The sequence below is a fragment of the Clostridium estertheticum subsp. estertheticum genome (assembly GCF_001877035.1).
GTDB classification, from domain to species: Bacteria; Bacillota; Clostridia; order Clostridiales; family Clostridiaceae; genus Clostridium_AD; species Clostridium_AD estertheticum.
This window is the reverse complement of the sequence record NZ_CP015756.1, coordinates 3,172,027-3,195,219: the sequence shown is the minus strand read 5'-3', so window position 1 is coordinate 3,195,219 and position 23,193 is coordinate 3,172,027. Positions and strand designations below refer to the sequence as shown.

The 23,193-nt window shown below is 29.9% G+C and carries 31 protein-coding genes; 29 read left to right on the top strand and 2 right to left on the bottom strand.

The window, feature by feature from the left end; translation table 11 throughout:
• Positions 1 to 3 precede the first annotated feature (3 nt).
• Positions 4 to 546, bottom strand: a complete 543-nt coding sequence (locus tag A7L45_RS14915) for a MarR family winged helix-turn-helix transcriptional regulator (RefSeq protein WP_071613530.1) — start codon at positions 544 to 546, stop codon at positions 4 to 6.
• A gap of 291 nt (positions 547 to 837) precedes the next feature.
• Between A7L45_RS14915 and A7L45_RS14910 the strand changes: the two genes are divergently transcribed.
• The 3 genes from A7L45_RS14910 to A7L45_RS14900 all read left to right on the top strand — a co-directional run bounded on the left by A7L45_RS14910 (position 838) and on the right by A7L45_RS14900 (position 3,346).
• Complete coding sequence (locus tag A7L45_RS14910; RefSeq protein ID WP_071613529.1) at positions 838 to 1,563, top strand: alpha/beta fold hydrolase; 726 nt, start codon at positions 838 to 840, stop codon at positions 1,561 to 1,563.
• Between the two features lie 123 nt (positions 1,564 to 1,686).
• A complete protein-coding gene (locus A7L45_RS14905) occupies positions 1,687 to 2,469 on the top strand; it encodes an alpha/beta fold hydrolase (protein ID WP_071613528.1) in 783 nt (260 codons plus the stop codon).
• A gap of 256 nt (positions 2,470 to 2,725) precedes the next feature.
• Positions 2,726 to 3,346, top strand: coding sequence for a class I SAM-dependent methyltransferase (locus tag A7L45_RS14900; RefSeq protein ID WP_071613527.1), 621 nt, complete (start codon positions 2,726 to 2,728; stop codon positions 3,344 to 3,346).
• Between the two features lie 14 nt (positions 3,347 to 3,360).
• Here the strand turns inward: A7L45_RS14900 and A7L45_RS14895 are convergent, their stop codons facing one another.
• Complete coding sequence (locus A7L45_RS14895) at positions 3,361 to 3,888, bottom strand: GNAT family N-acetyltransferase (protein WP_071613526.1); 528 nt, start codon at positions 3,886 to 3,888, stop codon at positions 3,361 to 3,363.
• Positions 3,889 to 4,217: 329 nt separating this feature from the next.
• On the opposite strand from A7L45_RS14895, the gene A7L45_RS14890 reads away from it, so the two are divergent.
• The 26 genes from A7L45_RS14890 to A7L45_RS14770 all read left to right on the top strand — a co-directional run bounded on the left by A7L45_RS14890 (position 4,218) and on the right by A7L45_RS14770 (position 23,139).
• Positions 4,218 to 4,796 (top strand): class I SAM-dependent methyltransferase, encoded by a 579-nt coding sequence (locus A7L45_RS14890; protein WP_071613525.1) that lies wholly within the window; start codon positions 4,218 to 4,220, stop codon positions 4,794 to 4,796.
• 55 nt (positions 4,797 to 4,851) lie between these two features.
• The gene (locus tag A7L45_RS14885) at positions 4,852 to 5,325 is read left to right on the top strand and encodes an ASCH domain-containing protein (protein ID WP_071613524.1); all 474 of its coding nucleotides are present in this window, start codon (positions 4,852 to 4,854) and stop codon (positions 5,323 to 5,325) included.
• Between the two features lie 76 nt (positions 5,326 to 5,401).
• The gene (locus A7L45_RS14880) at positions 5,402 to 5,824 is read left to right on the top strand and encodes a GNAT family N-acetyltransferase (protein ID WP_071613523.1); all 423 of its coding nucleotides are present in this window, start codon (positions 5,402 to 5,404) and stop codon (positions 5,822 to 5,824) included.
• A gap of 209 nt (positions 5,825 to 6,033) precedes the next feature.
• Entirely contained in the window at positions 6,034 to 6,672 is a 639-nt protein-coding gene (locus tag A7L45_RS14875) for an HAD family hydrolase (RefSeq protein WP_071613522.1), read from the top strand.
• 68 nt (positions 6,673 to 6,740) lie between these two features.
• Entirely contained in the window at positions 6,741 to 7,211 is a 471-nt protein-coding gene (locus A7L45_RS14870) for a C-GCAxxG-C-C family protein (protein ID WP_071613521.1), read from the top strand.
• A gap of 109 nt (positions 7,212 to 7,320) precedes the next feature.
• Entirely contained in the window at positions 7,321 to 7,890 is a 570-nt protein-coding gene (locus tag A7L45_RS14865) for an NUDIX hydrolase (protein WP_071613520.1), read from the top strand.
• Positions 7,891 to 8,006: 116 nt separating this feature from the next.
• Positions 8,007 to 8,621, top strand: coding sequence for a sugar O-acetyltransferase (locus A7L45_RS14860; RefSeq protein WP_071613519.1), 615 nt, complete (start codon positions 8,007 to 8,009; stop codon positions 8,619 to 8,621).
• Between the two features lie 141 nt (positions 8,622 to 8,762).
• On the top strand, positions 8,763 to 9,152 hold the full coding sequence (locus A7L45_RS14855; RefSeq protein ID WP_071613518.1) for a carboxymuconolactone decarboxylase family protein: 390 nt from the start codon (positions 8,763 to 8,765) through the stop codon (positions 9,150 to 9,152).
• A gap of 37 nt (positions 9,153 to 9,189) precedes the next feature.
• On the top strand, positions 9,190 to 9,864 hold the full coding sequence (locus A7L45_RS14850; protein ID WP_084647474.1) for an HD domain-containing protein: 675 nt from the start codon (positions 9,190 to 9,192) through the stop codon (positions 9,862 to 9,864).
• A 27-nt stretch (positions 9,865 to 9,891) separates the two neighbouring features.
• Positions 9,892 to 10,704: an alpha/beta fold hydrolase gene (locus A7L45_RS14845; RefSeq protein ID WP_071613517.1), complete on the top strand. Its 813-nt coding sequence runs from the start codon at positions 9,892 to 9,894 to the stop codon at positions 10,702 to 10,704.
• 35 nt (positions 10,705 to 10,739) lie between these two features.
• On the top strand, positions 10,740 to 11,366 hold the full coding sequence (locus tag A7L45_RS14840) for a GyrI-like domain-containing protein (protein ID WP_071613516.1): 627 nt from the start codon (positions 10,740 to 10,742) through the stop codon (positions 11,364 to 11,366).
• Between the two features lie 494 nt (positions 11,367 to 11,860).
• On the top strand, positions 11,861 to 12,394 hold the full coding sequence (locus A7L45_RS14835) for a GNAT family N-acetyltransferase (RefSeq protein WP_071613515.1): 534 nt from the start codon (positions 11,861 to 11,863) through the stop codon (positions 12,392 to 12,394).
• Between the two features lie 95 nt (positions 12,395 to 12,489).
• Positions 12,490 to 13,023, top strand: a complete 534-nt coding sequence (locus A7L45_RS14830; protein ID WP_071613514.1) for a GNAT family N-acetyltransferase — start codon at positions 12,490 to 12,492, stop codon at positions 13,021 to 13,023.
• Complete coding sequence (locus tag A7L45_RS14825) at positions 13,011 to 14,012, top strand: S66 family peptidase (protein WP_071613513.1); 1,002 nt, start codon at positions 13,011 to 13,013, stop codon at positions 14,010 to 14,012. The genes A7L45_RS14830 and A7L45_RS14825 overlap by 13 nt, the downstream gene beginning before the upstream one ends.
• A gap of 17 nt (positions 14,013 to 14,029) precedes the next feature.
• Positions 14,030 to 14,167: a hypothetical protein gene (locus A7L45_RS23295; RefSeq protein WP_169829605.1), complete on the top strand. Its 138-nt coding sequence runs from the start codon at positions 14,030 to 14,032 to the stop codon at positions 14,165 to 14,167.
• 119 nt (positions 14,168 to 14,286) lie between these two features.
• Positions 14,287 to 15,093, top strand: a complete 807-nt coding sequence (locus tag A7L45_RS14820; RefSeq protein WP_071613512.1) for a class I SAM-dependent methyltransferase — start codon at positions 14,287 to 14,289, stop codon at positions 15,091 to 15,093.
• Positions 15,094 to 15,205: 112 nt separating this feature from the next.
• The gene (locus A7L45_RS14815; RefSeq protein WP_071613511.1) at positions 15,206 to 15,745 is read left to right on the top strand and encodes a GNAT family N-acetyltransferase; all 540 of its coding nucleotides are present in this window, start codon (positions 15,206 to 15,208) and stop codon (positions 15,743 to 15,745) included.
• A gap of 78 nt (positions 15,746 to 15,823) precedes the next feature.
• The gene (locus tag A7L45_RS14810; protein ID WP_071613510.1) at positions 15,824 to 16,330 is read left to right on the top strand and encodes a GNAT family N-acetyltransferase; all 507 of its coding nucleotides are present in this window, start codon (positions 15,824 to 15,826) and stop codon (positions 16,328 to 16,330) included.
• Between the two features lie 259 nt (positions 16,331 to 16,589).
• Positions 16,590 to 17,030, top strand: coding sequence for a VOC family protein (locus tag A7L45_RS14805; protein ID WP_071613509.1), 441 nt, complete (start codon positions 16,590 to 16,592; stop codon positions 17,028 to 17,030).
• 486 nt (positions 17,031 to 17,516) lie between these two features.
• On the top strand, positions 17,517 to 17,816 hold the full coding sequence (locus tag A7L45_RS14800) for an autorepressor SdpR family transcription factor (protein ID WP_151554040.1): 300 nt from the start codon (positions 17,517 to 17,519) through the stop codon (positions 17,814 to 17,816).
• On the top strand, positions 17,800 to 18,465 hold the full coding sequence (locus tag A7L45_RS14795) for an SdpI family protein (RefSeq protein WP_071613508.1): 666 nt from the start codon (positions 17,800 to 17,802) through the stop codon (positions 18,463 to 18,465). The genes A7L45_RS14800 and A7L45_RS14795 overlap by 17 nt, the downstream gene beginning before the upstream one ends.
• Positions 18,466 to 18,752: 287 nt before the next feature.
• Positions 18,753 to 19,550 (top strand): class I SAM-dependent methyltransferase, encoded by a 798-nt coding sequence (locus tag A7L45_RS14790; RefSeq protein WP_071613507.1) that lies wholly within the window; start codon positions 18,753 to 18,755, stop codon positions 19,548 to 19,550.
• A 27-nt stretch (positions 19,551 to 19,577) separates the two neighbouring features.
• Positions 19,578 to 20,117, top strand: a complete 540-nt coding sequence (locus tag A7L45_RS14785; RefSeq protein ID WP_071613506.1) for an HAD-IIIA family hydrolase — start codon at positions 19,578 to 19,580, stop codon at positions 20,115 to 20,117.
• Between the two features lie 164 nt (positions 20,118 to 20,281).
• On the top strand, positions 20,282 to 20,815 hold the full coding sequence (locus A7L45_RS14780; protein ID WP_071613505.1) for a hypothetical protein: 534 nt from the start codon (positions 20,282 to 20,284) through the stop codon (positions 20,813 to 20,815).
• Between the two features lie 4 nt (positions 20,816 to 20,819).
• On the top strand, positions 20,820 to 21,296 hold the full coding sequence (locus tag A7L45_RS14775) for a GNAT family N-acetyltransferase (RefSeq protein ID WP_071613504.1): 477 nt from the start codon (positions 20,820 to 20,822) through the stop codon (positions 21,294 to 21,296).
• Between the two features lie 112 nt (positions 21,297 to 21,408).
• Positions 21,409 to 23,139 carry an ABC transporter ATP-binding protein gene (locus A7L45_RS14770; protein WP_071613503.1) on the top strand — a complete coding sequence of 577 codons (1,731 nt, stop codon included), beginning with the start codon at positions 21,409 to 21,411 and terminating at the stop codon, positions 23,137 to 23,139.
• The last annotated feature ends 54 nt before the right edge of the window (positions 23,140 to 23,193 follow it).

The following is a 23,193-nucleotide window of genomic DNA, read 5'->3' as shown; positions in this document are numbered from 1 at the left end:
ATACTATCTCCTCTCAATTCTTCGCCTTTCAAATTCCTTTAATGCTCTAGTTTGATCCTCATTAAGTTCTTCTTCTGAACTGGCATTTTCTTCAAATCCATCCTGTTCTTCACCATCAAAACGATACATTTTCTTTAATAGGGTCCACAATATCTCCATTTCTTCTGTTGTAAAATTTTCAAAAACATCTGCAAAAAAGTTCAATGATTTTTCAGCACAAGCAATCATAGTCTGTTTTCCGAGTTCTGTAATTTTAACATTCACGGCACGTTTGTCTTGTCTGCTTGGTGAAGTGATTACGTAAGCTTTATTTTCTAAAATGGTTATGACTTGTTTCACACTCTGCTTTGTGGTACCTAACTTTCTTGCAATATTATTGAGTGTAGTTTCATCTTCTGGTAAATGAATAATCGCAATCATCACCATCATCTGTCTTGACGTTAGGACCTCAAAATACCTATCTCCTTGTACCTGAAGCTTATTGGTAACAGAAAAAAGTGTTGCGTAAGTTTGTTGCATTAAAAATAACTCTCTGTAAGTATCCATTAATATCTCCTTTGTTGACAGTATACTGTCTAAATTAATAATAGCAAAATATTTCATAATTGTCAATATACTGTCTATTAATTATTTCATCATAGTGATATTGATTATCAATAACAATTTCTATATAATATAAATAAAGGATAAATTTTATAATTCATGGTGGAATGAACGTGGTGAATACTATGAGTTTAAATTTATAAACACTGAAATAAAATGACCATCTTAGGTCAGTCACTTACGACCTAAAAACTAGCTATTATATACGTAAAAATAGAAAAGGAGGACAATCACATGAAATTTCAAACCATAGGTAACCCTAATGGTCCTAAAGTATTACTTATACATGCTATGTTTATGACGTATAAGAGCTTTTTAAATTTGGTAGAATATTTAAAGGAAGATTATTTTATAATTATGCCTACGTTAGATGGACATGATGTAGAGGAAAGTTCCACTTTTTTTTCTATTGATGATGAAGTAGATAAAATATTGACTTATTTGAAAGGAAATAATATTGACGAATTAGATTTTATATTAGGTACATCTTTGGGTGCAATAATTGCGTTTGAAGTATATCATCGAAATATAGTACATATAAAGAAAGTGTTTTTGGATGGAGGACCATTTTTGAAATTTGGTTCATTATTTCAGAGGATTGCAATGAAGAAATTTTGGCGTATTTGCTATTTAATGCGACAAAACGCCCAAAATGGTACTGAAAGATTAGACAAATTATTCGCTGGTTTAGGTAAACTGATGTCTAATGTGTGTTGCTATATAAGTAAGGAAAGTGTTGAAAATCTATCTCGAGCATGCTATAGCTTTCCATTACCGAAGTTAGATGAAACAGCACAGAAATCAGTTACTTTTATATACGGAACCAAGGAACCAGCACGTATATGCATATTTCGATTAAAAAAATATAAATACAGTAATATTTTGAAAAAAGCAGGTTATGGTCATTGTGGATATTTACTAAATCATCCGAAAGAATATGCGGAAATGCTTAAAAAATAGTTTATACAACTATGAAATAAAACACAGCATTCATTCGTAAGGCAAATTAGTAAATGGTAATAATTGCTGCGATATGTAATTAAAGCGGATAAAATAAATATATGTGTAAAGGATGGTGGTAAGATGCAATTTTATGAATTTGGAAAAGAAGGTAATCTGGCTGTTTTGTTGATTCACGGTACAGGCTCTAGCTGGCAGGGGGAATTCGCTGAGGTAATTGATGGACTTGCTGAAGATTACACAATTATCTGCGTCGGTTTTGACGGACATGATAAAAATGATCATAATACATTTCGGCATATTAACGACCAGATACTTGGAATAGAAAAATATATTAAAGAACATTATAACGGCCATTTATACGGTGTATACGGATCATCTCTAGGAGGCTCTGTTATTGGAAAGCTGCTAGAAAGAAACAATGTACAAATTGATATTGCAATAACCGGCAGTACCGACTTTGAGCAAAAGGCTAATCCATGGGCCATCTTATCAACTGCATTGATTACCCCGCTTTTCTATTACTTAATTAAGGCCAAGCATCCCGTTAAAATTCTTAGAAATTTTTTGGATAAAATATATGGTGATTCCTCAAAAGTATTGGGAGTAATGTATAAAGGTATCTCATACAAGTCATTATACAACGTCTATTATACGGATTTAGTAACTCCTGTGGCAGATAATATAGTTTTACAAAATACTATAATCTACTGTACTTATGGTACTAAGGAGGATACCAAAACGTTGACTAGACGTTATATTCAGCATTTTCCTAAAGCTGAACTGGTTGCCTTGGGGGGAATGCATCATGAAGAATTTCTTATATTTAATCCGGATGAGTGGATTGATATGATGAAACATCTTTTAAAACGGGAAACATATTCGTATCCGAGTAATGTACGATAGATTATATAGGACGAGAATTAACGCTTATATTAGGAATAATAGATTTTCATTATATATTAAAATAGTTAAAAAGACATAGAAATTATATTAAATTGGAAATAAGTTAATTGATACATATAATGGTATAATTTATTAGAATTACTAAAATTATAAGAATGCATTTATTGGTAAAGTAGTTTTAGGCGAATTAGTTATAGCTGCGGAAAGGGTGAGCTATATTAATTCCTAGAAAATATTTAAAAAGGTGGAAAAAAAGATGAAGGAAATATTTAAGCAAATACCATTATACAGATTTATAATGTTTTGTAATGACACAAATATGGACAAAGAAGTATTAGATTGTGGCGCAGGAGGAGATTGCCCACCACTAAGTTTATTTCTAGAATGTGGATACTTAACACATGGGGTAGAATTTAATACTAAACAATTAGAAGAATCTAATATTTATTCAAAGAAAAAAGAACAAAATTTGAATATTGAAAAAGGTGATATGAGACAATTGAAATTTAAAGATGAGTCATTAAGTTTTGTTTATTCATATAACTCCGTATTTCACATGACAAAAGCAGATATATCAAAATCTATCAGTGAAATGAAACGGGTATTAAAGCCTAATGGGTTACTTTTTGTAAATTTTCTAAGCACAAAAGATTCTCGGTGTGGACAAGGCACAGCCGTTGGAGAAAATGAGTATGAACAGATGGATTATTTTCCTGTGATACACTCGTATTGTGAAGAATATGAAGCAGATAAATATTTCTACGATATGGAGATATTATATAAAGAAAATAGAGTTCTAGAAAGAATATATGAAGGAGAAAAAATACGCCAGGGATTTATTGATTATATAGTTAAAAAGACATTGCTGCCTTTTTAACTAACAAAAAAACCTTATATATGTCTGCTTTTTATTGGTTTAAGCTCCCAATAAATCAAATTTTGGTCCCTATTAAATTCTTTCATACCAACCTTTTCTAATATCCGTGCGGAAGGGTTGTTACTAATCAAACAATCTGCTTTAATAATTTTAACACTATCTTGAGAAATGGCCCAATTTATAATTGCTTTTAGTGCTTCGAAACCGAAACCATTTCTTCTTTCATGTTCTACTAACCCAAAACCGACTTCAACTTCACTTTTTTCATTAGGTTTTCCGTGAAAACCTATATCGCCAACTACTTGCATAGTATCTTTTTTTACAATCATCCAAAATTCGAATCCAGTCGGGATCCTATCTTTTTCTAAGGATTTATTAACAATAGGTAATATGTCCATTGTATCCTTAGTAGGCCATTGCTCATCTGTTTTTATTCCGAGCTTTTCGATTTCGTTACTACTTCCATCTGATAAAGAGTTAGTAATTTCAAATGTTACTGGTATTAATATTAATCTGTCTGTAAGTATGTTTTTTAAATCCATTATATTTTCAACCTTTCAATTTAAAATAATTTGATAGAATTAAAGGTGGAGTAATACCTATAAATTTGAGTTAGGTAGTAAACCACCTCATAGAAATTACATTTATAACATTTTCCATAGAATCAACCCCTAACATTATTATTTTAAAAGGATATAGCTTTAACTTTTAATCATTTCATGTAAAGTATACTAAATGACCAATTAAATGTAAATACAGTGAGAGTAGTTAACTATTGTATATAATGGTATAATTTATTATAGTTACATAACAATAGCAATATATAATAGAACAAATGTTAAGTTAAGAATATCTTTGGAGGCATATAATAATGTTAAATGTAAATGTAAAAAATATTGATATGAAATTTAATACATCAAATGAAGTTTTTGCACCTCGAAATGTTGATAAAGGTACTTTAGCGATGTTGTCAATTATTGAATTTAAAAATGATGATAAGGTTCTAGACTTGGGGTGTGGTTACGGTATAGTTGGAATACTTTCTGCAAAAATAGTTGGAGCGACTAATGTAGTTATGGCAGATATAGATAGTAGAGCAGTAGAGCTTACAAGAGGAAATATTGATCTAAATAATGTTAAAGGAATTGAAGTATACCAAAGTGATGGATTTAAAAATATTAATGAAAAAGACTTAACTTTAATTATTTCAAATCCTCCGTATCATGCGGATTTTTCTGTTCCAAAGGAGTTTATTGAAAAAGGATTTAATAGATTAGCCATTGGTGGGAGAATATATATGGTTACTAAAAGAAAAGACTGGTATAAGAACAAGCTGGTTTCAATTTTTGGTGGTGTAAAAATAACTGAAATCGATAGTTACTATATTTTTATGGCAGAAAAAAGAACTACTACATATTCAAGTAAGAAAAAATTAAAATTGCGAAGGTAAGTTTAACTAATAAAGTTAACGTTATAACTTATACATGCAAAGGAGAATTTAAATTATGGAACAAGAACATAAATCAGTAGAAAAAATGTGGAGAAAGTATTTAAAATCTATAGGAGGGTCTACTTACAATACTAATAAAAATTATACTTCATGGCATTTTTGTGATAATGAAAAAAGTGCTAATGATTTAGCAAAATTGGTTAGAGGAAAAGTCAAAAGAGGGACATGTTCACTTTATTATTTCTATGGTGTAGAAAATGAAGAGCTGCCTATGGAAGATAATCATAGCATTATTACAACTTGGAATGGAATTGCTCAATGTGTTATAAAAACTAAAAAAGTAACAGTATTACCTTTTAAAGATGTAAATGAAAAATTTGCGGAAATAGAAGGCGAAGGTGATAAGTCTTTAGAGTATTGGAGAAAGGTACATATAGATTTTTTTACAAGAGAATTAAAAGAAGTGAAAAGGGAGTTTTCTCAAGATATGTTAGTAGTATTTGAGGAATTTGAAGTGGTATATAAGTAAATATTAAGTTCTATTAAATCATAAATTCATTTAGATAGAAAAAATTCAATATGAATTTAGTGAAGGAGATATAAAAATGATTTCTTATAAAATTGGATTAGAGTGTATTGAGTGGTCTCAACTTTTTAGGTTATATGAAAAGGTAGGGATGCTAAAGCGTTTTATAGAAAGTAAAGAATTTAATAAAATTCAGTCTGCATTTCAAGTGAGTTACAAGGTTGTTACAGCATGGGAAGAAAATACTTTGGTGGGGTCTTGTAGAATGTTATCGGATGGCATATGCTATGGGTCTGTTTTTGATGTTGCAGCATTACCTGAATATCAGAAAAAAGGCATTGGGAAAGGGTTGATGAGGTTACTTTTAAAAGGTGAAGAACATATGACAATTCACCTAACTTCAACATTTGGAAATGAAGGCTTTTATAAGAAATTAGGGTTTAAAAAACATAAAACGGCTTATTCAAAATACCCATTTGAATCAAAATATGTTGAGGATTAGGAAATTCAGACCATATAGCTTTGAGCAAATCAATACAAGGACCTTTTTTTAATGCTATTAGAACAGCTATTGAAGAAGCTGGAAATGAAGTAGCTATTAACGATACAGTAGAATTATACCTTATAGGAAAGCAATAAATACTTGTTGAATATGTCTTTAACCTAATTTAATTATTATTGTATCTAACAAAGTGGGGATAGGTGATTATTATGAAAGATATAAAACTTGTTATATTTGATTTAGATGGAACACTTTTTAGGACGGAGACTGTAGATATAAAAGCAATTAACGATGCTTTGGTTAAGAATGGATATGAGATGAAATCTGATGATGAGATTTTAAATTTAATTGGATTAACGTTGAGAGATGTATGTAAGGTGTTAATCAATAGAGTTGATGAAGATAGTATTAATCAATTTGCAAGAGATATTATAGCATTCGAACAACCATATATAAGAGAATATGGTGAGTTATATGATGGGGTTTTGAAATGCTTAAAAACATTAAAGGAAAAAGGATATACTCTGTGCATTTGTTCAAATGGGAATAAAGAATATGTTTTAGGTATTTCTAAGAAATTTTCATTTTTTAATATATTCGATGATATTTGTTATAGTAGTGATGGAATTAGCAAAATACAAGCAGTTGGAAGGCTTAAGAGCAAATATAAAGTAGAAAAATTTATTATGGTGGGAGATAGGACAAGTGATATTGAAGCAGCTTCACATAATGGGGGAATATCAATTGGCGTAACATATGGCTTTGGAAAAGATGAAGTGTTGCTTGCAAATTATGTTGCTAATACTCTTCAAGAAGTAGAAAAATTAGTAACAGATATTACAATTTAGAGTTTTAAATTCTTAGTGTATAATTTGCTAATACCATAATATAACGATATTAAAAGGGAGAATATAAAATGGATAAAAAAGAAGAAGCTATAAATGTATTTAATAATGGCTTTAATTGTAGTCAAGCAGTTTTAAGTGTCTTTTGTGAGAAGTTTGGCTTAGATAAAGAAACCGCATTAAAAATCTCTACAGGATTTGGCGGAGGGTTTCGTAAAGGTGAGGTTTGTGGAGCAGTTTCTGGAGCGATAATGACTTTAGGATTAGGGAGTGGTCATTATATAGAAGGTGATACAAAATCAAAAAGCAAAGCATATGCGTTGACGAAGGAATTTATAAGAAGGTTTGAGGAGAAAAATGAATCAATAATTTGTAAAAAATTATTAGGGTATGATTTGTCTGATGAAAGAGAATACAATATTATTAGGGAAAAGGGACTTTTTAATAGTATTTGCCCTAAAGTAATAATGGATGCCGTAGGTATTTTAGAAGATATATTTTCAGAAAAAAGGGGAAATAATATGATGACTATCTTGATTTAGAAAAAGATTATGAAAATGTTAGGTTTGTGTATGACGGTATGACTATTAAACTTTGACATAAAATTGTTAATGAAACGGAAAGCGTTTTATCATAAAAAGGAGAGGAAATATGGAGTGGGTTGATTTGATAAGAAAATATAATCCTTATAATGGTCAAGAAGAAAAAGATAAAGAACTAATTTTACATTGTATAGATATATTTGATGATATTTTAACTAGGGAAAATAAGATAGCACATATAACAAGCTCAGCATTTATAGTAAATAAGGCAAAAGATAAGGTGTTAATGGTACATCATAATATATATAATTCTTGGTCATGGGTAGGCGGTCATGCAGATGGAGAAAAAGATTTATTGGCTGTTGCAATTAAAGAAGCAAAGGAAGAGACCGGTATAAAAAATGTTAGGCCGATATCTTGTGAAATATTTTCATTAGATATATTGACTGTACTTGGGCACATAAAAAGAGGTGAATATGTTTCTCCACATTTACATTTATCGGTTACTTACTTAGTAGAAGCTGATGAAGAGGAATTACTTAGTGTTAAAGCTGATGAAAATAGTGATGTTAAGTGGATTCCCATTGATGAAGTTAATACATATTCAAATGAACCTCATATGCAGAAGGTTTATGCTAAATTAATATCAAAAATATTTTTGAGATTTAAGGAGAAATAAAATCAATAAATACAGTGTTAAGAGAATTAGAAATTAAAGACCTAGAGGATAATATAATTCTTTCGGGAAAAGAAATTATGGTACATATTAATATATACTGAAAGGTGTGAAAAATTATGAATCAGAAAGATAGAATGCTTGCGGGTTTGCCATATAAGGCGTGGTTAGACGGATTGGCAGAAGAAAGAATGGAGAATAAAAAGAAGATATATGGGTATAATCACTGTCTACCAGATGAATACGGAAAAATTGATAAATTAATAAGAGATATTCTTGGTAAAGCTGGTGTAGACATACATATTGAAGCTCCTTTTCATTGTGATTATGGAAAGAATATTGAAATTGGGAATTGTTTTTATGCGAATTATAACTGTACAATTTTAGATGTGGGAAAAGTAATCATAGGTAATAATGTTCAATTTGCTCCAAATGTTTCTCTATATACAGCAGGTCACCCAATACATCCTGATTCACGAAATTCTGGATATGAATATGGTATTGGTATAACAATAGGAGATAATGTTTGGCTTGGTGGAAATGTTGTTGTAAATCCTGGGGTTCACATTGGAAATAATGTTGTTATAGGTTCGGGAAGTGTTGTTACTAAAGATATTCCAAATAATGTGATAGCAGTAGGGAATCCATGCAAGGTTATTCGTGAAATTACTGAAAAAGACCGTAAATATTACTATAAAAATAATGTTTTTGATGTTGATGATTATTTTGACTAATATAAAACTGACAGTTTAAGAGGAAGCCTTCTTAAAAAGCAGCGTAATGGTGAAATGTGTAAGGCCGATTCATACTAATGAGCTACATGGATTATATTTTTTAGTCACTAATGTTTCTGATAAAATGGAGGTTAATTTAATATGGATGATGTTGAAAGTATACTTAATTATTATAAGAATGAATTAAAATGGAATCCGCCTTTTGCTGACATACTCTCTAAATATTCCCAAGAGGGATTGAAAGGTTATTTGGTAATGCGTGAATCCGTTCAAAATGGTCATTTGCCTAAAAAGACAAGCGAATTAATTTTTACAATATTGGATAGTTTAGATAATGAGGTAAGCGGTGCAAAAGCACATGCTGTTACTGCAATAGAAGCAGGTTTAACCATGGAAGAATTAGTAGAAGCGTTTGTAATTGTAACTATTGTAAAAGGTATTAATGTGTTATGTAAAACAGGCGTTGAAGTTATAAAAGCAGCAGAGAAAAGATTTGAAGAAATAAAATTAACCAAGGAGAACCAACAATAAAATCTTCTGTATGTGATATATAAAAGGAGTAATATTAATGGATATGGAAATGAAACATAAAAAAATCATAGAAATTGTTAAGGATAAATTAACTTGTTCTGCTCATAATTTAGATCATGTATTTAGGGTGTACAATCTTTGTCTGTTGATTTCAAAAGGTGAAAAAAATGTTGATTTGGAGGTTCTTATTCCAGCAGCATTGTTGCATGACATTGCAAGAGTTGAAGAGAGTGAAGATAAAACAGGAAAAATTGACCATGCTGTTTTGGGCAGTGAAATTGCAGAGGGGATATTAAGACATTTGGAATATGAAGAAGAGAATATAGATAAGATAAAGCACTGCATTATAGCACATAGATTTAGAACTGGAAATGAGCCTAATACAATAGAATCAAAAATACTTTTTGATTCAGATAAACTTGATGTTATTGGGGCAAGTGGAATTGCGCGTACTTTTATGTTAGCAGGACAATTTGGACAAAGATTAACAATTGGTGAACCGCTTGATAACTATTTAAATTCCAATACTGTTGAAAATGGGCGGATAAAAGATGTTTCAAAACATACACCTTTTATTGAATATGAAGTAAAGTTTAAAAAAATCCCCGATAAGTTATATACAAAAAAAGCAAAGGAAATAGGGAAAAGAAGACTTGAATTCATGAAAGAATATTTTAACAGATTAAAGTTAGAAATAGAAGGGATTGAATAAAAGTACTTCAATAAAGGAGACAAAAGGATGAAATGCAAAATAAAAAACATATTTATAAACTATGAAATAATAGGAAATGGAAAACCGATTATTATGTTACATGGTTATAATGTAGACCACAGGTTAATGGCAGGATGTATGGAACCTGTATTTAGTGCTGAAAATGGTTATAAAAGGATATATATTGACTTACCAGGCATGGGCAAATCAGATAGTGCTGAATGGATTATTGATTCTGATATTATGCTTGATATTGTAATTAGTTTCATTGATAAGATTATTCCAAATGAAAATTTTTTACTTGCTGGGGAGTCATATGGGGGATATTTGGCAAGAGGAGTAATCTATAGAATGGCAGATAGAGTTGATGGCGTTTTACTGATTTGCCCAGTTATAGTAGCAGAGCATAATAAACGCAATGTTCCGGAGCATATTGTTTTGCTTAAAGATAGTAAGTTGTTAGCTAAACTGACACCAGAAGTGGCTGAAGGTTTTAATTCTAGCTCAGTGGTTCAAAGTGAAAAAATATATGAGAGATGTGAAAATGAAATAATATCTGGAGCTAAAATAGCTGATAGGGTATTTTTGAAAACTCTTAAAAAAGATGGATATGCATTCACATTCGGTGTAGATAGGTTAAATAATAAATTTGATAAACCTTCTCTTATATTGTTAGGAAAACAAGATAATTGTGTTGGATATAAAGATTCATGGAATATATTAGACAATTTTCCAAGAGCGACTTTCGCTATACTAGATAGAGCTGGACATAGTTTGCAAATAGAACAGGAAGAATTATTTAATTCATTAGTGAAAGAATGGATTTTAAGGGTTAATTAGGGATAAATGTAAATTTAGTAGAAAGTAGGGACATTATGAAATATGAATGGAGAAAGCAAGAGAAAAATTTATACTTACCAAAGGACGAACCAAATTTAATAACGGTTCCGAATCAAAAGTTTTTTATGTTAAGGGGACAAGGAAATCCTAATGATGAGGAGTACTCTGAGAAAATAGGTGTTTTGTATTCTTTAGCTTATGCTATTAGAATGATGCCTAAACAAGGGTATGTTCCAAATGGATATTTCGAATATACTGTTTACCCACTTGAGGCGACATGGAATTTGACTGAAAAAGGAAGACAATTTAAAAAATTGAATAAAGATGAATTAGTGTATACAATTATGATTAGACAGCCTGATTTTGTTACAAAAGAAATAGTGGATCTAGCATTTGAAAATGTTAGAAAGAAAAAACCTAATTCTTTTTTAGATGATGTAACTTTTGAAACTATAGAAGATGGATTATCTGTTCAAATGATTCATATTGGCTCATATGATGATGAACCTAAAAGTTTTGAGTTAATGGATAAATATTGTATGGATAATAATCTACGAATTGTATCAAATGTGCATCATAAAGAAATATATCTTTCTGATGCAAGGAAAACTGAAGAATCCAAATTGAAAACAGTTTTAAGATACATGGTTTGTTATAAATAATGTGGATAATATTTAGTTGAAAATATGTGTTATTGAACAGCTACGACTTGATTGTGAAAAATGTGATAATATACTCCAAATGTATTACCACATATATAGATGGATACAGCAAATGCACGGACTTCTGATAGAATTAAGGATTTAGTTTCCTTAGCTCTATTTTTTTTACATTATTAAGAAACTGAGCAAAAGGATAAATCTTTAATGATAAATATATAATTTTTATAAAATGAGAAGGTTATTTGGAAAATATGGTATAATAAGCAAAAGATTCAATGACATATCATCTTTTCTTAGGAGCTATGCGTCCCCGTATTTATGAATTATTAAAAAATCATTCACAATAGAGTATTATTATTTTGAAAAGTAGTGGAAGTGTAGAGAAATTTATAAGTGAGCTAATAATACAATAGACAGAATATTCATGAAATAATTTGAAGTTTTGAAATCCTAAAGAAAAAATATTTTATAGGGATTAAGGGGGAGTAGTTATTATGTTAATCAAACTTGAAAAATTTAGAAGTGAGGAAATTATGCAATTAGTGTCATGGGTTCCTAATAAAGAGTTCTTACTTCAATGGGGAGGGCCCTTATATAATTTTGAATTTATGCGGAAACAGTTTCTTAATGATATAAATGAGATGATAGGTGAGAATCCTAAAAATTTAATGTTTAGTTGTAAATTACTTGAAAGTAATGAGATGGTTGGTCATATACAGTTACTTGGTATAGATAGAGTAAATATGTCTGCTCGAGTAGGTAGGGTTCTTGTAGGTGATAAAAAATATAGAAGAAAAGGAATTGGTTTGGAAATGGTAAATGTAATTTTGGACATTGCATTTAATAAATTAAATTTACATAGGGTAGATTTGGGTGTATTCGATTTTAATGAATCTGCAATTGCTTGCTATAAAAAAGCAGGATTTATTATTGAAGGGAATTTTAGAGAATGTAGAAAAATAGATGGAAAGTACTGGTCATTGATTAACATGAGTATTCTCGAGGATGAATATAGAAGTAATAAATAGTGTTAATGAATAAACTTAGTATTAGGTAGAATATTGGTGTTTTATAACCCAACAAATAATATACATTATTTAATAAATCATTGGGGAGGAATCACGTGATAAACTTAGAAAGTGAAAGATTAAAATTATTACCCTTACAGGCAAAACACCTGGCATTAGCTGTAGAGAGCTATGGAAAAATGGAGAGTAAGCTAGGATTAAGTGTTTCTAATACAATACTTGATGATGAAATGAAGTATGCAATGAACGTAAGGTTGCAAAAGGTGAGTGAAGATAATAAAAACTATTTATGGTTAACAAATTGGGCGATCGTTCTTAAAGAAGAAAATAGGATAATAGGATTTATAATGATTAAAGGATGTCCTAATGAAAATGGTGAAGTAATAGTTGGATATGGTATTGAAGAGATGTACAGAAATAGGGGTTATGCTACGGAAGCATTACAAGGTTTAAAAAAATGGATTTTCAAAAATCCAAAGGCTATATATATAATTGCAGATACAGAAAAGGATAATATAGAATCTCATAAAGTATTAAAAAATGTGGGTGCTATTAAATATAAGGAAGATGAAGAATTAATATGGTGGAAAATTGAAAATATTTTAGGAGGATATACATGGATGAAATAACCAAATTAAAGGCCGATGATTCGATAGGTATTTTCTCGCCATCAGCACCTATAACATATTCATGTCCTAATAGATTTGATAAAGCCAAGAAATATTTACAAAGTAAAGGCTTTAAGCTGATAGAGGGAAGTTTAACAGGAAAATATGATTTTTATAGGTCAGGGAGTATTATGCAAAGAGCAGAGGAATTAAATAGTTTAATTAGAAATCCAGAAGTAAAATGTATCATGGCAACAATTGGTGGGATGAATTCAAATTCAATTCTTCCTTATATAGATTACGCTGAGTTTAAGATACATCCTAAGATAATAATAGGGTATTCTGATGTTACAGCAATTTTGCTTGCTATATATGCACAAACAGGAATAAGTACATACTATGGACCTGCATTAGTGGCATCATTTGGAGAATTTGCACCATTTGTTGATCTTACTTATAAATATTTCAAAGAAATCACTATGGATAAAATGAGTTTTCCTTATGTCTTTAAAACTCCAGAATACTGGACAGATGAGTACGTTAATTGGGAAACACAAGATAGAGGCAAAGAGAAAAGAGAAAACTCTTGGATTACAATTTATGGAGGAAATGTCCGAGGAAGGGTAATGGGTGGCAACTTAAATACAATTCAAGGGATATGGGGTAGTAAATATATGCCTGAAATAAAGGATGGAGATATACTTTTTATAGAAGATTCTTTAAAAGATACTGCAACGATAGAAAGAAGTTTTTCTTTTCTAAAATTAAATGGAGTATTTGATAGAGTTTCTGGAATTATACTTGGGAAACATGAATTATTTGATGATATGAAGACAGGTAGAAAACCATATGAAATTTTAGTAGAAGTATTGGGAGATAATAAGTTACCATTTATTGCCGATTTTGATTGCTGTCATACGCACCCAATGATGACGCTACCAATAGGATGTGGAATTGAACTTGATGCTACAAATAAGAGAGTAAGCATCATAAAAGATTGGTTTAATTAGAAATATAGTATAGAAATGTGATAACTGCTCAAGGAGTAGCATTTATTGATTTTGCAATTGAAATATGTGATTGGTTTGATTTGTTTGAAAATGAAGAGGGGAGAGGTAAGATATTAAGGGATTATAAATGGGTAGCTTTACATGGTAGTTTTTGAGGTGGACTTTAAAAGGAAGCACAAATTACCGATTAGAAAAATTTGGATAGAGAATAAAGAATGAAATATAAATTTCCATGAAATAGTGTACATATGGAATTGGGGGAGATGATGGATAAATGAAAGAAAACTTGCAACTTAATGCAGATAGATTTATGGGATTTGCTGATGTTTATAATAATGCAAGACCTAAATGTCCAGAGAAAGTTAAGGAGATAATACTCAAATATTTGAATCGTGATCCAACTCTTGTGGTTGATTTGGGATGTGGTACAGGGCTTTCTACAAGAATTTGGAGTGAGGTAAGTAATAGAGTAATTGGGATAGAACCAAGTACTGACATGATTAAAGTGGCAAGAGAAAAATCGGTGGGGTTAGATAATATATTATTTAATTCTGCATTTTCAGATAATACTCAATTAAACAATAGCTGTGCAGATATTATCACATGTTCGCAATCATTTCACTGGATGAGTCCAGAAAATACCTTGAATGAAGTATCGAGAATTTTAAAGAAAGGTGGTATATTTGCAGTCTACGATAATGACTGGCCACCCGTATGTAATTGGGAAGCAGAATTTGAATATAATAAGCTTTTTGATAAAGTAAGAGAATTTGAATTATCACATCCAGATATTAAAGAAAGTTTTAAGAGATGGGACAAAGACAAGCATCTTTCAAATATAAAAAATAGTGGTAATTTCAGATATGTAAGAGAAATAGTATTTTCTAACTCTGAGATTTGTAATGCACAAAGATTTATTTCAATTGCTTTAAGCCAAGGAGGAGTACAGGCTATTATGAAAGCCAATATAGATGAAATTAATCCTCTTTTGATTTCTTTTAAAGAGCGAATTATTGATATCTTTGGCAGCAGTGAATTTAATATAGATTTTTGCTATCGGATGCGTATTGGTGTTAAGTAGATTGTTAGAAATTGATTGTTTTGCACAATAGTATTTTTGTGAAAGTAAAGGTTAATTACAAATAAATTAGTTGTTAGGGGTAAGTACTTTTAGAAAAAGGGGATGAACAAATATGGAAACATTAGTAACTAATAGATTGATACTAAGGGAATGGAAAGAAAGTGATAGCGCTGACTTATATGAGTATGCTAAAAGTGAATTAGTAGGTCCAAGTGCTGGCTGGCCACCACATAAGAATGAGGAAGACAGTAAAGGTATAATAAAAATGTTCATTGAAAATAATGAAACATATGCTGTAGTTCTAAAATCAGAAAACAAAGTAATCGGTGGTATAGGGCTCCATAATAGAAAACCTGATGATAATCTTTTTGACTTGAAGCAAAAAGAAATAGGATATGTTCTTAACCCTAAATACTGGGGAAACGGGTTTATTCCAGAGGCCGTAAATTATTTAATAAGATATGGATTTAATGAATTAAATTTAGATTTAATTTGGTGTGGACATTTTGACTTTAATTCTAAGTCTAAAAGAGTAATTGAAAAATGTGGATTTAAATATAGGTTTCAAAAAACTGATAGGTTAATACTGTTAGATAATAAAGAAGTTATCACCTTATACTATAATATTTTCAAATCCGATTATATTGATTGATTGTCAAAAACATGGACATTTTTATACAAAAATTATTAAATCTATGTAAAAACTTCAAATGGAGGTATTGTATTGCGTATGAAAGTATTAGAGTCAAATAGGTTACTTTTAAAGCCTTTATCTTTTAATGAACTATTATATATTAGTGAAAATATGATTGATAATATTGAACCTAGCATTGAATTAGAAGCAATATCGCATTCTGTTAAATTAGCAATAACAATGAAACTAGAAAAGATGAAAAGTATTAGTGAAGATACTCAAAAATGGTATACATACTGGCTAATCATAAATAAGCAAAATCAACTAGGAGTAGGTTTTATTGGTTTTAAAGGGTTGCTAAACGGAAATGGTTATTCAGAAGTTGGATACAGTATTTCACCTAATTATAGAAGGCAGAGACTTATGACGGAAGCCTTGGAAACATTAATAAGATGGGCTCATGGATTTCGAGAATGCAGAGGAATAATTGCCAAAGTTTCAAAAACAAATATAGGTTCGAATAAAATATTAAATAATTGTAATTTTAGAGTAAATAGTTCGACTGAGCAAGAGAATAATTATATTCTTGAATTCGAGATATGAAGATGGTAATTAGGGGGACAGGTCATGGAATATAAAATTACTTGAGATTATTCATAACGTCAATATGGAGGAAGAAAATTTTAAAATTAATTTGGAATATAAAAAAGAAGGATTTTTGGGCAGTTATGATAACTGGACATCTAATGACGTTGTCTCACATATAAAGATTGTGATGTTTGAGAGATGCATAGGAAAATTCAAACTATAATAAGGGCTTAATAAAATATGCATAATTAATAATAAATAGGGGCGATGTATAATGTCAGACAACAAAGTAAAATTAACAAATTTATGTCCAGTATTTATATCTGAAGATGTAAGAAAAACTGTAAACTTTTATGTTGAAAAACTTGGATTTAAGTATGCAGAGCATTATGATAAAATTATTAATTTTGCAGCAGTATATAGAGATTCAATTGAATTTGTAATTGTGCAATCAAAATTTGGAAAAGTTCAATCAAATCAAAAAACATATGGTGTAGGTTATGATGCATATATTGACCCAGATACAGTTGGTGGGGTAGACATACTCTATAAAGAGTTTAAATCAAAAGGTGTTAAAGTAGTCTCAAAACCAAGTAGAACAGATTATGGAAGTTATGAATTTGTTATAGAGGATATTGATGGAAGACTTATTGGAATAGGACTTATTTATCATAAGGAAACCTTTTTTGAAAATTCAGATGTAATGTCATTTTAGCAATCAAAATAATAGTTTATGAAAGCACATAAATAATATGAATGATTTTAAATTTCAATCTTAATGTTATCAAATACCTTATAGGAGGAATCACCAATGAATTATTTGAATGATATTATAAATTCTGAAAAAGTAGAAATGGACGTGATATTATGATAAACAAGATAAAAACAGTAAACGCGAGTGCTTTAGTATATGCTGTTTATAACAGTTATAACCATAATTAGTGGCTGTATTATTGTCCGGGGGGGTCATTTTATTCCAAAAACTTAGTGGAAAATGATTAATGTAGATAAAAAGAGGAGAAATCTTCTTTTTTGTTTTTTTGTGTATATAGTTTTATATACATGAAAATTATAACCATATAAAGAATGAAAAAGTGTGGACATTTATACAGAATGGGAATACAATACAATTAGAAGGTTAGACAGTTATCTAAATATCTAATTAATTATCTAAACCTAAAAAATGTAAGGAGAAATTAATATGTCAATTCTTAATTTACCGTTTAAGGCACTTGCAGATCCAACAAGGAGAAAAATAATTTTATTATTAAAAGAGAAAGATTTGACTGCTGGGGAAATAGCAGAACATTTTAATATGACAAAACCAAGTATTTCTCACCATCTTAATGCTTTAAAACAATCACTTTTGGTAACAGATCAGCGAAAAGGTCAATATATTTATTATTCGCTTGATACTACAGTGTTCCAGGAAGTAACTAATTGGTTTTTTAATGCAACACATGTTAATGAGGGGGGAAATGAAAATGAAAAAGATAAGTAATGTTTTAAAAAAAGATTGGGGGATTTTATTTCTTATTATTTTAGGGTTTGCACTTGGAGTATATTTCTATCCATTGCTTCCTACTAAAGTACCAATACATTGGAATTTTAAAGGCCAAGTAGATGGTTATGGAGGTAAATTTTTAGGAGCATTTGGTTTAGCATTTATAAATTTAGCAATGTATTTATTATTTATTGCGCTACCTTATATCGACCCTAAAGGAAAAAATTATAAAGATTTCCAGTCAACTTACCAATATTTAAAATATCTATTAATTATACTTTTTCTTGGGATAGAAGTGACTACACTTCTAATAGGTACAGGTGTTGCGATTAATATAACAATCATCATTCAAATAATGGTTTCGTTGTTATTTATTTTATTAGGAAATGTAATGGGTAGATTTAAGTTCACCTATTTTGTGGGAATAAAAACTCCTTGGACTTTAGCAAATGAAGAAGTATGGAGGAAAACTCATAGAATGGCGGCACCTATATGGGTAATAGGAGGAATTTTAAATATATTATTAACTATTACAGAAGTAAATTTTAGTTGGCTAGGATTTATAATTATTGTTGCTGTAATTTCAATTGTGCCTACTGTATACTCATATATTATTTATCACAAAATTGTTAATCAAAATAAATAAGAATATAAAATTTAAATGGCTCATATATTATGGGGCTAATTAGTTATAAAGTAGGAAAAAATAATATTTACAATATGAGTATATAGATGTATAATTTAACAAAATAATTTTATATAAGAAAGTGATGTTAAGAAGAGTAAACAAGTAGCTCTCATCTCCAAGATATGCAATTCTTGGAGGTGAGAGTATTTTTATTTTATACCATTTGCTAAGTAATAATTTAATTTTATTAAAAATAAAACAAAGATAGTGTTAACACTATCACTTTTTAAGGGGAGAGTATTTTTATGAATAATATTGTTAATTTTTATAATACATATGATGAAGACGGCAGGGTTTCAACCAATAAAGCAAGAAAAGTAGAGTTTAATGTAACAACAAGTATTTTAGATGAGTATATAAAGCATCAGGATAAAATTATAGAATTAGGCGCAGGGACAGGAGTGTATTCTTTTTATTATGCAAATATGGGAAATGAGATAGTGGCTACTGATATAACACCTAAACATGTAGAAATTATTAAGCAAAAGCTTTCTAAGGTTAGTAACACTATTAAATTACAAGCAGAAGTAGCTAATGCTATAGATTTAAAGCAATATGATCCTGAAAGTTTTGATGTAGTATTATGTCTTGGACCAATGTACCATCTTGTAAATGAAAAAGATAGAGAAATGTGTATTAGTGAGAGTTTGAGAATATTAAAAAAGGGAGGAATACTCGCAGTTGCATATATAAATAAACACTATGTGCTTAATTCTATTATGTCGCAAGATAAAAAATTTTTAACTCATGGTTTTATTGATAAAATTTTAAGTGGTGGGACTATAGAGGAAGGTGAAAAAGAATGTTTTTGGACTGATGCATTTTTCACCACTCCAACAGACATGGAGTTACTAGTTTCGAAATTTAATACTAAAATTATTGAACATGCGGCAACAGATGGGATAAGTCCATTATTAGGAAAGCTTGTAGATGAAATGAATGATGAAGAATATGAAGCATGGATTTATTATAATTTATGTAGTTGTAGAGAGAAGAGCATTTTAGGGAGCAGCAACCATGCACTACTGATATGTAGAAAATAGAAAATAAAAATTTAAGGAGTAGATGATATGGTAGGTTTAAAAAAGGTCCAAGCAGTATTTATAGATAGAGATGGCACAATGGGTGGCGATACTGATGTAACATACCCTGATAAATTTGTTTTATATCCATTTACCCAAAAGGCTATAAAAATGTTAAAGAGCGACGGAATCAAAGTATTTGCATTCACAAATCAACCAGGCATCTCAGCCGGAGAAGCTACAGAAGAAGATTTCATTAATGAATTAGAACAATTTGGGATTGAAAAAGTTTATATATGCCCTCATACCCCAGAACATAACTGTAAATGTAGGAAACCTGAAGCGGGACTGTTATTAAAAGCAAAAGTCGAATATGCACTTGACCTTTCAAGGTGTTTTGTAATTGGGGATAGGTGGAGCGATATGATGGCTGCGAAGATGGCTAATATGGGGAAAATTCTTGTACTAACTGGGGCTGGTAATGAGACATTAGGGAAAGATAGAGACAGGTGGTCACAAATAGATCCAGACTATGTAGCAAATAATGTATTAGAGGCTGCTCAATGGATTGTAGAGAAGACATTTTAGACATGATTATATGATAATTAAACAAAGGGGTATTATTTTATGGCTAAACTTAATGCATGAATACCAGAACTAATTTTGACGATGATATACTAATGGACTTATATATTTAATTTAATAAAAAAACAATCTATAGTTGAATACTATTGTGAGGGGAGTATACCATAATGAATGAAGCAAGTTATATTGAAATAATAAAAGATCAAACAAAGCGTGCTCTGTGGAGTTTAAGCAATGTTATTGAGTGTGTCCCTATTGAATATTGGAATGAAAATTATTGTGAAATGCCTCTGTGGAAACATATTTATCATACACTACATTCTTTGGATATGTGGTATATCAATCCACGAAAATATTCTCATCCATTATTTCATATCGAAAATTTAAATAATTTGGACGTAAAGACAGATAAAATTTTATCTAAAGAGGAATTAAAACATTATTATTTAATAATTGAAGAGAAAATAAATAAATATAACAATAGTTTAACAAATGATATAATTCTAGCTAAACCTGAAAACAGTGAGTGGACAAGGTTTACGTTAATTCTTGCACAACATAGGCATTTACACAGTCACATGGGAATGATTATGGGATTTATTATTGCGGAAACAGGATTATGGCCTAAAGTTGTTGGATTAGAAGATGATATTCCAACGGGGGATTACAGTTTATATTTTAATAATAATGGGAGGGAATAAGGCAATGGATATATGTTTAACTAAAGCAACACTAGATGATGCAGAAACTATTTATATCATGCAAATCAAATCATTCATGGATTTATTATCAAAATATGAGGATTTTGAGACAAGTCCTGCAAATGAATCAATAGAAAAAACTATTATGCGAATAAACCAAGCGTTTACAGATTACTATATTATTAAAAGAGGTAATACACCTGTTGGCTCTATAAGAATAGTGAAAAAGGATAATAAACTCTATCGTGTTAGCCCTATTTTCATTTTACCAGAACACCAAGGGTTTGGGATCGCACAAAAGAGTTTCAAAATTATTGAAGAAATATATTATGATGCAAAGGTATGGGAATTAGACACTATACTACAAGAATCGCGGAATTGTTATTTGTATGAAAAATTAGGTTATGTAAAAACTGGAAGGACTAAAGTTATAAACAGTAAAATGACATTAGTATTCTATGAAAAACATCTTCAAAGTTAAGTATGAGAGGTTAGGTAGGTGAACCATAAAGCAAAAAAACATGTTATAATTTAACTAAGTTTAACTTTTGAAAAAAGTAAACTAATTTTAAGGATAAGGGGTTACAAGAATAATGAAACTTTTTAAAAACTTTATAAGTTATTATGGGCCATATAAGGCTCTATTCTTTGCAGATATGTTTTGTGCATTAATTTTATCTGCAATAGATTTGGTGTTTCCGTTAATAGTGAGGTATTTGTTAAATGATGTTTATGTATTACAGGATGGAAATAAGATAATTAAGTATGTTATATATGTTGGTATAGCTCTATTAATTATGTATATTGTTCGGTACTTTTGTCAGTATTTCATAACCTCATGGGGACATATAATGGGAGCAAAAATGGAAGCAAACATGAGAAAAGATATTTTTGATAATCTTCAAAAGCAATCTTTTTCTTATTATGATGAAGCAAGTACTGGAAAACTCATGTCGAGAATAGTTACAGACCTTTTTGATATATCAGAACTTGCACATCATGGACCAGAAGATGTATTCATATCCATACTAAAAATAGTTGGATCTTTTGTTATACTCGCAGGTATAAATTTAAAAATAACATTTATACTTCTTTTATTTACATTGGTAATGTTATATTTCTCATATTTTTATAATAAGAAAATGCGAAATGTTTTTGTGGAAAATAAGGAAAAGATAGCGGGAGTAAATGCACAAATTCAGGACAGTTTAGAGGGTATACGAGTAGTGAAATCATTTGCTAATGAGGAAATCGAAAATGCTAAATTTACTAAAGGTAATAATGAATATTTAAAGACTAAAGAGGATAGCTATTTTATAATGGGCAGATTTTTTAGTGGTAATACCTTTTTTCAAGGATTGCTTTATCTTAGTGTTATTCTTGCAGGGGGTATATTTATAAGTGACGGTTCATTAAAAGTAACTGACCTTGTAATATACATACTTTATATAAATACGTTCTTAAATCCTATTGACAAGCTTGTAAATTTTACAGAGCAGTTTCAAAGAGGGCTTTCAGGATTTCAAAGATTTGTTGAAGTTATAACCACAAAGCCAGAAATAACAGATAGAGAGGATGCAGTAGAACTTGTGAATCCTAAGGGAGAGATAGCTTTTAACAATGTATCTTTTAGTTATAATAATAGTAGTGACATATTAAGTAATATAGATATAAAAATACAATCAGGTAAGAATATCGCACTTGTTGGTCCATCAGGTGGTGGTAAAACAACCTTTTCTAGCCTAATACCAAGGTTTTATGAGGTAAATGACGGCTGCATAACAATAGATGGTATTGATATACGAGACATAAAACTTAAATCACTTAGAAAATCTATTGGAATAGTTCAGCAGGATGTCTATTTGTTTGCAGGAAGCATTAGAGAAAACATATTATATGGTAGGCCAGGGGCATTGGAAAATGAAATAATTGATGCGGCGAAGAAGGCAAATATTCATGAATTTATTATAGGTCTTAAGCATGGATATGGTACGTACACTGGCGAGAGAGGAGTAAAACTTTCTGGTGGACAAAAGCAGAGAATATCTATAGCAAGAGTATTTTTAAAAAATCCATCAATTTTAATACTTGATGAAGCTACTTCTGCTCTTGATAATGAAAATGAACAATTCATTCAGAAATCATTGGAAGAGCTTATGAAAAATAGAACTACTTTGGTTATTGCTCATAGATTAAGTACAATAAAAAATGCAGATGAGATAGTAGTACTTACTGATGAGGGAATAAACCAAAGAGGAACACATGATGAACTTATAGAGAAAGATGGAGTATATTCTTATCTTTACAACATGCAGTTTAAGTAATATAGTTATAGAAAGTTAAGTGAAAACTATAACAATCTATATAAAATAAAGCTG

Bases quoted from the DNA above. Each gene is read 5' to 3' on its own strand.
- A7L45_RS14885 (WP_071613524.1), top strand. From the start codon at position 4,852: ATGGAACAAGAACATAAATCAGTAGAAAAAATGTGGAGAAAGTATTTA.
- A7L45_RS14880 (WP_071613523.1), top strand. From the start codon at position 5,402: ATGATTTCTTATAAAATTGGATTAGAGTGTATTGAGTGGTCTCAACTT.
- A7L45_RS14825 (WP_071613513.1), top strand. From the start codon at position 13,011: ATGGATGAAATAACCAAATTAAAGGCCGATGATTCGATAGGTATTTTC.
- A7L45_RS14860 (WP_071613519.1), top strand. From the start codon at position 8,007: ATGAATCAGAAAGATAGAATGCTTGCGGGTTTGCCATATAAGGCGTGG.
- A7L45_RS14900 (WP_071613527.1), top strand. From the start codon at position 2,726: ATGAAGGAAATATTTAAGCAAATACCATTATACAGATTTATAATGTTT.
- A7L45_RS14840 (WP_071613516.1), top strand. From the start codon at position 10,740: ATGAAATATGAATGGAGAAAGCAAGAGAAAAATTTATACTTACCAAAG.
- A7L45_RS14845 (WP_071613517.1), top strand. From the start codon at position 9,892: ATGAAATGCAAAATAAAAAACATATTTATAAACTATGAAATAATAGGA.
- A7L45_RS14770 (WP_071613503.1), top strand. From the start codon at position 21,409: ATGAAACTTTTTAAAAACTTTATAAGTTATTATGGGCCATATAAGGCT.
- A7L45_RS14865 (WP_071613520.1), top strand. From the start codon at position 7,321: ATGGAGTGGGTTGATTTGATAAGAAAATATAATCCTTATAATGGTCAA.
- A7L45_RS14815 (WP_071613511.1), top strand. From the start codon at position 15,206: ATGGAAACATTAGTAACTAATAGATTGATACTAAGGGAATGGAAAGAA.
- A7L45_RS14800 (WP_151554040.1), top strand. From the start codon at position 17,517: ATGTCAATTCTTAATTTACCGTTTAAGGCACTTGCAGATCCAACAAGG.
- A7L45_RS14835 (WP_071613515.1), top strand. From the start codon at position 11,861: ATGTTAATCAAACTTGAAAAATTTAGAAGTGAGGAAATTATGCAATTA.
- A7L45_RS14850 (WP_084647474.1), top strand. From the start codon at position 9,190: ATGGATATGGAAATGAAACATAAAAAAATCATAGAAATTGTTAAGGAT.
- A7L45_RS14890 (WP_071613525.1), top strand. From the start codon at position 4,218: ATGTTAAATGTAAATGTAAAAAATATTGATATGAAATTTAATACATCA.
- A7L45_RS14820 (WP_071613512.1), top strand. From the start codon at position 14,287: ATGAAAGAAAACTTGCAACTTAATGCAGATAGATTTATGGGATTTGCT.
- A7L45_RS14855 (WP_071613518.1), top strand. From the start codon at position 8,763: ATGGATGATGTTGAAAGTATACTTAATTATTATAAGAATGAATTAAAA.
- A7L45_RS14810 (WP_071613510.1), top strand. From the start codon at position 15,824: ATGAAAGTATTAGAGTCAAATAGGTTACTTTTAAAGCCTTTATCTTTT.
- A7L45_RS14915 (WP_071613530.1), bottom strand. From the start codon at position 546: ATGGATACTTACAGAGAGTTATTTTTAATGCAACAAACTTACGCAACA.
- A7L45_RS14905 (WP_071613528.1), top strand. From the start codon at position 1,687: ATGCAATTTTATGAATTTGGAAAAGAAGGTAATCTGGCTGTTTTGTTG.
- A7L45_RS14785 (WP_071613506.1), top strand. From the start codon at position 19,578: ATGGTAGGTTTAAAAAAGGTCCAAGCAGTATTTATAGATAGAGATGGC.
- A7L45_RS14895 (WP_071613526.1), bottom strand. From the start codon at position 3,888: ATGGATTTAAAAAACATACTTACAGACAGATTAATATTAATACCAGTA.
- A7L45_RS14795 (WP_071613508.1), top strand. From the start codon at position 17,800: ATGAAAAAGATAAGTAATGTTTTAAAAAAAGATTGGGGGATTTTATTT.
- A7L45_RS14790 (WP_071613507.1), top strand. From the start codon at position 18,753: ATGAATAATATTGTTAATTTTTATAATACATATGATGAAGACGGCAGG.
- A7L45_RS14870 (WP_071613521.1), top strand. From the start codon at position 6,741: ATGGATAAAAAAGAAGAAGCTATAAATGTATTTAATAATGGCTTTAAT.
- A7L45_RS14875 (WP_071613522.1), top strand. From the start codon at position 6,034: ATGAAAGATATAAAACTTGTTATATTTGATTTAGATGGAACACTTTTT.
- A7L45_RS14910 (WP_071613529.1), top strand. From the start codon at position 838: ATGAAATTTCAAACCATAGGTAACCCTAATGGTCCTAAAGTATTACTT.
- A7L45_RS14780 (WP_071613505.1), top strand. From the start codon at position 20,282: ATGAATGAAGCAAGTTATATTGAAATAATAAAAGATCAAACAAAGCGT.
- A7L45_RS14805 (WP_071613509.1), top strand. From the start codon at position 16,590: ATGTCAGACAACAAAGTAAAATTAACAAATTTATGTCCAGTATTTATA.
- A7L45_RS14775 (WP_071613504.1), top strand. From the start codon at position 20,820: ATGGATATATGTTTAACTAAAGCAACACTAGATGATGCAGAAACTATT.